7 protein-coding genes are annotated in these 6,374 nt (G+C 71.5%); 4 read left to right on the top strand and 3 right to left on the bottom strand.

Annotated elements, in window-relative coordinates; all coding sequences use genetic code 11:
• Nucleotides 1–752: ROK family protein (locus AC13HU_RS03655; protein WP_483040249.1), on the top strand; the 752-nt coding region annotated here is incomplete at its 5' end.
• 93 nt (nucleotides 753–845) lie between these two features.
• The gene (locus AC13HU_RS03650) at nucleotides 846–1,400 is read left to right on the top strand and encodes a cysteine hydrolase family protein (RefSeq protein ID WP_483040248.1); all 555 of its coding nucleotides are present in this window, start codon (nucleotides 846–848) and stop codon (nucleotides 1,398–1,400) included.
• Nucleotides 1,401–1,440: 40 nt separating this feature from the next.
• Here AC13HU_RS03650 and AC13HU_RS03645 read toward each other — a convergent pair whose 3' ends face one another.
• Nucleotides 1,441–2,067, bottom strand: a complete 627-nt coding sequence (locus tag AC13HU_RS03645) for an HAD family hydrolase (RefSeq protein ID WP_483040247.1) — start codon at nucleotides 2,065–2,067, stop codon at nucleotides 1,441–1,443.
• Between the two features lie 348 nt (nucleotides 2,068–2,415).
• On the bottom strand, nucleotides 2,416–3,174 hold the full coding sequence (locus tag AC13HU_RS03640; RefSeq protein ID WP_483040246.1) for a DeoR/GlpR family DNA-binding transcription regulator: 759 nt from the start codon (nucleotides 3,172–3,174) through the stop codon (nucleotides 2,416–2,418).
• A gap of 117 nt (nucleotides 3,175–3,291) precedes the next feature.
• On the opposite strand from AC13HU_RS03640, the gene AC13HU_RS03635 reads away from it, so the two are divergent.
• Together AC13HU_RS03635 and AC13HU_RS03630 are read left to right on the top strand one after the other, a co-directional pair.
• Nucleotides 3,292–4,548 carry an MFS transporter gene (locus AC13HU_RS03635; RefSeq protein ID WP_483040245.1) on the top strand — a complete coding sequence of 419 codons (1,257 nt, stop codon included), beginning with the start codon at nucleotides 3,292–3,294 and terminating at the stop codon, nucleotides 4,546–4,548.
• A 156-nt stretch (nucleotides 4,549–4,704) separates the two neighbouring features.
• Complete coding sequence (locus AC13HU_RS03630) at nucleotides 4,705–5,139, top strand: VOC family protein (protein ID WP_483040244.1); 435 nt, start codon at nucleotides 4,705–4,707, stop codon at nucleotides 5,137–5,139.
• Nucleotides 5,140–5,386: 247 nt separating this feature from the next.
• Here AC13HU_RS03630 and AC13HU_RS03625 read toward each other — a convergent pair whose 3' ends face one another.
• Nucleotides 5,387–6,367 carry a formylglycine-generating enzyme family protein gene (locus tag AC13HU_RS03625; protein WP_483040243.1) on the bottom strand — a complete coding sequence of 327 codons (981 nt, stop codon included), beginning with the start codon at nucleotides 6,365–6,367 and terminating at the stop codon, nucleotides 5,387–5,389.
• Between the last annotated feature and the right edge of the window lie 7 nt (nucleotides 6,368–6,374).

Here is a 6,374-nt window from a genome sequence, read left to right as displayed (position 1 = left end):
TTGCTTCTCCGGAGGAGAAGGGCAGTGGTGCTCTGGGTGCGGAGGGCATCATGCCGGGTTGGGTCGGTATGCGGTTGACCGACGAGTTGCGGCGCCGTACGTCCTTGCCGGTGCGGGTGACCAATGATGCGAATGCGGGTGCGCTCGCCGAGCGGATGTACGGGGCCGGGCGGCACGCGAGCGACATGGTGTATGTCCGGTTGTCCGCCGGTATCGGTGCGGGCATCGTGAGCAACGGGAAGCTGCTGCTGGGCGCGCGTGGCCTGGCCGGTGAGATCGGGCACCTGCCGCTGACCGCGGACGGCCTGATCTGCCGCTGCGGCAACCGCGGCTGCCTGGAGACCGTCGCCAGCCCCGTCGCCATCGCCCGGCTGCTGTCGGACAGTTGGGGCCAGCAGGTAGCCGCCCGCGACCTGCCCGGGCTCTTCGAACAGCGCAACGCAGGCGCCCTTCGATCCGTCCGCGACGCGGGCGACGCGGTCGGCCGCGCGCTGTCCAACCTGGTCACCCTCCTCAACCCGCGCCTCATCGTGGTCGGCGGCGACCTGGCGGCCGCCGGCGAGGACATCCTCGAACCGATGCGGGCCGGGGTGCACCGCCACGCGCTGCCCTCCGCTGTGAGGAGCCTCGACATCGTCGCCGGGCACCTGGGCGACGGCGCGGAGGTCCGGGGCGCCGCGGGCCTGGTGCTGGCCGACGCCCCCCAACTGCTGTCCGCCACCGCCTCCGCCACGCAAGCCGAACCGGTGTAGCGCGCCGTCGATCATCGTATGATCGGGCCCCACCGGCACGGCAGTCCCGCTGACCGCAGGACCCTACCCAGAAGGGCTGGACGAGAGCCTGACATGGCCACCGCACTGATCATCGGCGACATCCAGCAGGGCATCACGAGCAACTACCCGTTCGCCAGGGACGTCGTGCCGCCGCTCACCGAACTGATCCCGCGCGCCCGCGCGGCCGGCGCCCTCGTCGTGTTCGTGCACTTCGCCGTCCGCTCCAACGGGACCGACCTGCCGCCGGGCAACGCACTGTTCAGGACCTTCCACGAAGCCGGGGACACCTTCCACGAGGGTTCGGCCGGAACCGAGATCGCCCTGCCGGTCTCCGAGGCGGACGTCGTCGTGGTGAAACGCCGCGCCAGCGCGTTCGCCGGCACGGATCTCGACCTCGTGCTCCGCGCGGGCGGCGTCAGCACGCTCGCGATCGCCGGCGTCGCGACCAGCGCAATGGTGGCTGCGACGTGCTACGACGCGGCGGACCGTGGCTACGACGTGACCGTGCTGCGTGACGGTTGCGCCGACGGCGATCCGGCCATGCACGACTTCTTCATGGACGCCGTCTTTCCCAGCCGGGGGTTCGAGGTCGTGCCCTGCGCCGATTGGCGCGGCAACCGCCCCTGACCCGGAGCGCGTTCGACCCCTGGCGGCGGTGCTCGGTGCGTCAATGCCCCACGCCGGCCGTCAGCCAGGTGTCGACGACTTGCACCAGGTCGCCGAATTCGGTGAAGACGTGTCCGGTCATGCCGACGGCCTGGGCGGCGCGGACGTTCTCTTCGCGGTCGTCGACGAAGAGGAAGCAGGCGGGTGCGGCGTGCAGGGCGGTGACGCAGTGGTGGAAGGCGGCCGGGTCCGGCTTGGCCGCGTGGATCTTCCCGGAGAGGGCGAGATGGTCCAGGTTCTGCAGCCAGGGCTGAGCCGCGATGAAGGCATCGGCGTGGTCTGCGGGAATGTTGGAGAGCACGGCGACTTCGGCGCGGCTGCGCAGGGATTGCGCGAAGGCGACCATGCGCCCGTCGACGCGCGACCAGCTGTCGATGTCGGTGAGCCGCAACTTCTCGATCGTGCGGGGATCGACCGGGCGCGACAGCAGCCGTAGTACTGCGGCCCAGTACTCCGGCGCGGACTGCCGTCCGGCGTCGTAGGGCGGGCGCAGGTCCCAGTAGGCATGGGTGAAGGCGTCTACGGGCGCGTCGCAGCAGGCGGCCATCTGCGCGAGGGCCCCCGGGCGCTGGTGCAGGGCGATGACTCCGTAGAGGTCGAACAACACGATCCGCCGGCTGGCGGGCATGGGGGCTCCTTTCCGGTTGTGGCGACGAACGTGCTCAGGGGCGGTACGCCAACTCGGGTTCGGGGTCGGGGTCGGACTCGGGTCCGGGTCCGGGTTCAGGTCCGGGTTCGGGTTCAGGTCCGGGTTCGGGATTTGCCCCGGATTCGGACCCGCGCTCTCGCTCGGCTGCGGTGCGCAGGATCCGCGGCCACGGCGGCGGACACCGACAGCAGCGCCGGGGAGCCGGAACGTGTGGTCGCGGGCCGTCGGGCAGGTCGTCCACCCGATCGGTGCGCGGACCGGCACCGGTTGACCACCAGGCCGCGAAGGACCCGCGAAGGACCCGGGCGGCGCCACCGGGTCGGAGGTTCAGGCTCCGTGGACGGTGGTGCCGCCCGCGGTCAGTTCGCGGACCCGGTCCTCGGGTGCGTCCTGGTCGGTCACGACGCAGTGCAGGGTGGAGGCGGGGGTGACGTGGGCGAGGGCGCTGCGGGTGAGCTTGGCGGCGTCGGCGACGGCGATGATGCGTCGGGAGGAGGCGATGGCGGCGCGTTTGACGGCGGCGTCGGCGAGGTCGTAGGCGGTCAGGCCGTCGGCGGCGGTCAGGCCGCAGCAGCCGATGACGGCGGTGTCGAAGCGCAGCGCTGCCAGCGATGCCTCGGTCAGGGGGCCGGTCAGGGCCAGTTCGCCGGGGCGCGGTTGGCCGCCGGGCAGGAGCAGGGTCAACTGCGGTGCGCCGGTGAGCTCGTTGGCGGCGTGCAGCGAGAGGGGCATGACGGTCAGGCGGCGGTCGCGGAGCGTGCGGGCGACTTCCAGGCAGGTGGTGCCGCTGTCGAGCACGACGGATTCGCCGTCGGCGATCAGGGCGCTCACCGCTGCGGCGATGCGCCGCTTGGCCGCCAGCCCTTCCTGCGCCCGCAGCGCGAAGGGGGGTTCCTGGCCGCGCAGGAGCAGGCCCCTGGCGCCGCCGCGGTAACGCTCCAGGACTCCCTGCTCGGCCAGACCTTCCAGGTCGCGGCGGATCGTCATCTCCGAGGCCCCGGTCAGGTCGGCCAGCTCGGCGACGCTCCGTTCGGCGCCCTCGCGCAGCGCGTCGGCGATCTGTCTCAAGCGATCGGTACCGGCCATAGTCGAACTAAACACCATTCTTGATCTTATGGCTACGTTTCGAACACTATTGATGTTCCGTTTGTTCGAAGCTACGGTGTGTGAGCTCTTGCGTCCGATCTTCCGGGGGGACCCGTCTTGTCACCTGTACTGGCCGCCGCCGACGTCGCGCCCGCCCCTTCCGCGATCCGCTCGGTGTGGGGCTCACCGCTGTACCGCGGGGCGACCGTAGCGCTGTTCCTGTCCGGGATCGGGACCTCGGCCGCCACCCCGCAGATCACCCTGTTCCTCGTCGACGACCTGCACGTCTCGCTCACCACGGCGGGCCTCTACTACCTCACCAGCCTCACCGCCCCGGTCGCCGGCTACCTCATCGGCGCCCGCTCGGACCGCACCGGACGACGGCTCGGGCTGTTCCGGCTCGGTGCGGTGGCCGGGTTCGTCGGCTGGTGCGCCATGGCCTTGGCACACCAGGTGTGGATGCCGTTCGTGATCAGCGCCGTGGTCCTGGCCTTCGCCGGTAGCGCCGGGTCGCAGCTGTTCGCCGCGGTCCACGACGATCTACAGGCCACTGCCAGCCCGATCGGGGACGGGGTCGTCTCGGTCGTGCGCATGGCGCTGACGGCCGGGTGGATCGTGGGCCCGGTCGCGGGCTCGCTGCTGGCCACGGCGGCGGGCCCGCGCACGATGCTCATGGCCACCGCGGTGTGCACCCTGGCGCAGATCATCCCGATGGGCTTCGCGCGCGCCCGCTCGGCCCCACCAGCCGCGCAGGCCGCGGCCGCGCAGGCGGCGGACGGACCCCAGACGTCGGCCGGACGGCGCGTCGGGATACGGGACATGCTGCCCCTGCTGGCCTTCACCGGGCTGTACGTGCTCGTCTACGCGGGAGAGCCGATCAAGTACGGCTATCTGACGATCTACATGCACGACAACCTGCACCTGCCGACGGCGGTCAGCGGCGAGGTCATCGGCATCCAGCCGCTGGTCGAGCTGATCCTGATGCCGGTGGCCGTCGTCGTGGCCCGCCGGACCGGGATGATGCGCCTGATGGTCCTCGGCGCCGCCTTCGGCGTCGGCGCCAACCTGTGCTTCGCGCTGACCGTCGGCGCGGCCGGCATGTTCGCCGGCCAGGTCCTCATGGGCGGGGTGTGGGGAGTGTTCGCCGGCCTGGGCATCATCGTCGCCCAGCGCCTGCTGCCCCAGGCCGTCGCGACCGCCTCGGCCGTCTTCATGAGCTCGACCGCGATCGCCAGCGCGCTCGGCGGGCTGACCGGCAGCCTCGGCGTGCGCCTGCTGGGACTGCCCCATGTGTTCCTCGCACCGGCCGTGTTCGGCCTGATGGCGACCTTCGGCATCACCGTCATGAGCCGCTCCCGGCACGCCGTGGGCTGACGCCCGCCCCACTTGGAGGCATCCGGCATCGGCTCCCCTTGCGACCGCACGGCACGGCCGGCGCGGCATGTTGGCGGGAGGACGGCCCCGGCTGTGCGCTGCCGTGCCGTTCCGTCACCGGGAATGACACCCCACTCCCCCTGCTATGGTTCGCCGATGTCATCGATCAAGCAGTTCCAAGTCACCTTCGACTGCGCAGAACCTGAGCGTGTCGCTCGTTTCTGGTGCGAGGTGCTGGGGTACGTCGTACCGCCGCCACCGGAGGGGTTCGCGACCTGGGACGACTTCGACCGCTCGCTGCCGCCCGAGCGTCAGGGTGCGGCGTTTGCCTGCATCGACCCGTCAGGTGTGGGCCCGCGCATGTACTTCCAGCGCGTTCCCGAAGGCAAGGTCGCCAAGAATCGGCTGCATCTTGACGTGCGGGTGGGCACCGGGCTCGTGGGTGAGGAGCGCCTCTCCACGCTTGAGGCCGAGTGCGCACGACTGGTCGAACTCGGCGCGGTGCGCGTGCGACTCCTGCGTGCCGATGGCGTCAACGAGTCGTGCATCACGATGCAGGACATCGAGGGCAACGAGTTCTGTCTCGACTGAGCGTCCTCCGAGACGGCGCAGTGGGAGTGTCGTCGCGTGACTTGACGCCTCGCAGTGCACATGCCCGTGCTGCCCGGGCATTTACGGTCGGCGGTTCGCCCGGGCATGCGAGGGGTTGCGCACTCACGGGTCACCGCGGCCGGTCAGGCGTAGGTACACCAGCCCCGTGACCGGCTGGCCACCGCCCGATGGACGGTGGCCCCGCTGACTCATGCGCCGTGGTGAGCAGGCGCCTCCCGCACCTGCCTCACCTCGCTGCCGGGCCCCGCCGCTCCCGGGGCGCGGCGTCCGCGACGCAACGGAAGCCGATGTTCCCGGCGCTGCTGTCCGGGGTGTTGGAGCTTCGGGCGGCCACGCGATAGCGGAAGCAGTAGCTGTCGTGGCACAGGTACGAGCCGCCCCGCATCACCTTCCGTTCACCGCGGCGCGGTCCTGCGGGGTTGGTCCGCGCTCCGTCGACGTGCCAGGTGGGATGGAACCAGTCGGCGCACCACTCCCAGACGTTGCCGCAGGTGTTGTGGAGACCGAACCCGTTCGGCGGGTAGGCGTCGGCGGGGGCGATGCCCCGGTATCCGTCCGCGCCGGTGTCGTGGCCGGGGAACTCGCCCTGCCAGACGTTCATACGGTGGACGCCGCCCGGTTCCCGCTCGTCGCCCCACGGGTAGCGGGCCTGTACCAGGCCGCCGCGGGCCGCGTACTCCCACTCCGCTTCGGTGGGCAGCCGCTTGCCCGCCCACTTCGCGTAGGCGCGGGCGTCGCGCCAGGTGACATGGACCACGGGATGGTCCATGCGGTCGTCGATCTGCGAGCCGGGGCCTTCGGGCCGGCGCCAGTCGGCCGCCGGCACCTCGTGCCACCACGGTGTTCCGGGGACCGGACGTGTCCCGGCGTCGACGTCCGGCATGAGCCCGGCGAACACGAAGGAGGTGCCGAGGCGTTCGGCCACGCTCACCCATCCCGTTGCCTCGACGAACGCGGTGAAGTCCGCGTTCGTCACGGTCGTGACATCGATCCAGAACGGGGCGAGCGTCACGGTCCGCACCGGCCCTTCTCCGTCAGCCGGATACCCTTCGCCGCCGTCGGTGCCCATGAGGAACGCGCCGCCGGGCAACCGGACCATCCGGGTACGGTCCGGGGGCGCGCCGTCGGCGATTGCGGTCCCCGCCGCGTGCCGCGTCACCGGCGTCGAGGCCCGACCGGCGGCGCAGCAGTTCGGTAGGTCGGTCATGGGCGGG

The sequence above is a fragment of the Streptomyces sp. NH27 genome (assembly GCF_056859195.1).
This window is presented reverse-complemented; position numbering and strand designations above follow the sequence as displayed.

Excerpts from the sequence above, each read along its gene's own strand:
- AC13HU_RS03650 (WP_483040248.1), top strand. The coding sequence starts at position 846 with ATGGCCACCGCACTGATCATCGGCGACATCCAGCAGGGCATCACGAGC.
- AC13HU_RS03645 (WP_483040247.1), bottom strand. The coding sequence starts at position 2,067 with ATGCCCGCCAGCCGGCGGATCGTGTTGTTCGACCTCTACGGAGTCATC.
- AC13HU_RS03640 (WP_483040246.1), bottom strand. The coding sequence starts at position 3,174 with ATGGCCGGTACCGATCGCTTGAGACAGATCGCCGACGCGCTGCGCGAG.
- AC13HU_RS03630 (WP_483040244.1), top strand. The coding sequence starts at position 4,705 with ATGTCATCGATCAAGCAGTTCCAAGTCACCTTCGACTGCGCAGAACCT.
- AC13HU_RS03625 (WP_483040243.1), bottom strand. The coding sequence starts at position 6,367 with ATGACCGACCTACCGAACTGCTGCGCCGCCGGTCGGGCCTCGACGCCG.